Source organism: Xanthomonas sp. SHU 199 (assembly GCF_000364665.1).
Lineage (GTDB): Bacteria > Pseudomonadota > Gammaproteobacteria > Xanthomonadales > Xanthomonadaceae > Xanthomonas_A > Xanthomonas_A sontii.
The window spans coordinates 1-1,628 of the sequence record NZ_AQOI01000796.1 but is presented as its reverse complement, the minus strand read 5'-3'; the positions used below and the strand labels follow the sequence as shown (position 1 = coordinate 1,628).

The 1,628-nt window shown below is 70.2% G+C and carries 1 protein-coding gene; it reads right to left on the bottom strand.

Going from position 1 to position 1,628, the window contains the following annotated elements; genetic code table 11:
- The coding region (locus tag D183_RS0121675; protein WP_017910842.1) for a bifunctional aspartate kinase/diaminopimelate decarboxylase at positions 1–1,628 on the bottom strand (1,628 nt) is incomplete at both ends.

The following is a 1,628-nucleotide window of genomic DNA, read 5'->3' as shown; positions in this document are numbered from 1 at the left end:
GCCCCCCGCCGATGTCGATGATCTCGACGCTGCCGATGCGGCGGGCGAAGCCGGCCAGCTCGTCGCACATGCGTCGCCAGTGCTGCGCCGTCTCCACGCCGCTGCCCAGGTGCGCATGCAGGCCGACGATGCGGATGTCCAGCGCGCGCGCGGCCTCGACGAACTCGTCGACGCGGGTCGCCGACAGGCCGAACTTGGAGGCCTTGCCGCCGGTGTTGACCTTCTCGTGGTGGCCGTCGCCATGGCCCAGGTCGATGCGCAGCCACAGGCTGCGGCCGCGAAACAGCTCCGGCCAGCGCTGCAGCGCCTCGACGTTGTCCACGGTCACGGTCACGCCCAGCGCGAACGCGGCTTCGTACTCGGCGCGGGGCGCGAAGCTGGGGGTGAACAGCACGCGGCGCGGCGACAGCTCCGGCACGATCTCGAACACCCGGCGCAGTTCGCCGTGCGAGACGCACTCCAGGCCGAAGCCTTCCTCGACCAGGGTCTGCAGGATCGCCGGATGCGCGTTGGCCTTGATCGCGTAGTAGCGCTGGTCCACCGCCGCGATCGCCTTGAGCGCGCGCGCGCGTTCGCGCAGGGTCGGCAGGTGGTAGACGTAGCGCGGCGTGCCGGCCTCGGCCAGGCGCAGCAGATGCGCGCGCTCACCCTGCCACCACGGCACCGGCCGCGGCCGCACCGTGCCGGCGATCTCGCGCCAGCGCGGGCCGAACACCTCGGTTTCTTCCACCGGCATCGCGCCGCTGTCGATCAGCTCGGCGTGCAGGATCGGCAGCAACCCATCGGCATCGGTCTCGTCGATGACGAAGGTCAGATTCAGGTCGTTGGACGACTGCGAGATCATGTGCACGCGCTCCTTGCCGAACGTGGCCCACACGTCCGAGAGCTTGTGCAGCAGCGAGCGCATGCCGCGCCCGACCAGAGTGATCGCCGCGCACGGCACGATGATCTTGACCCGGCAGATCTCCGCGAGGTCGGCCGACAGCGCCGCCAGCACGTCGGTGTTGACCAGGTTCTCGCTCGGGTCCAGCGACACGGTGACGTTGGTCTCGGCCGAACCGATCAGGTCCACCGACAGCCCGTGCTTCTTGAACAGCGCGAACACGTCGGCCAGGAAGCCGACCTGCTGCCACATGCCGATGCCTTCCATCGATACCAGCACGATGCCGTTGCGGCGGCTGATCGCCTTGACCCCGGGCACGGTGCGGGCGTTGCCGTCGATGCTGGTGCCGGGCAGCTCCGGGCGCTCGGTGTCCAGGATCGCCATCGGCACGCCGCCGTCGCGGCACGGCTTGATCGAGCGCGGGTGCAGCACCTTGGCGCCGGTGGTGGCGATTTCCTGCGCTTCGTAATAGTCCAGGCGGGTCAGCAGGCGCGCATCCGGCACTTCGCGCGGATTGGCGCTGAACATGCCGGGCACGTCGGTCCAGATCTCGACCCGGCTGGCGCCGAGCAGCGCGCCGAAGTAGGCGGCCGAGGTATCCGAGCCGCCGCGGCCGAGGATGGCGGTGCCGCCGTCCTCATGCCGGGCGATGAAGCCCTGGGTGATCAGCATGCGCGTGGGCTGGGCGACGAAGCGCGCCCGCCATTGCGGATCCGACTGCCACTGGCACGACACCGACAGGCGC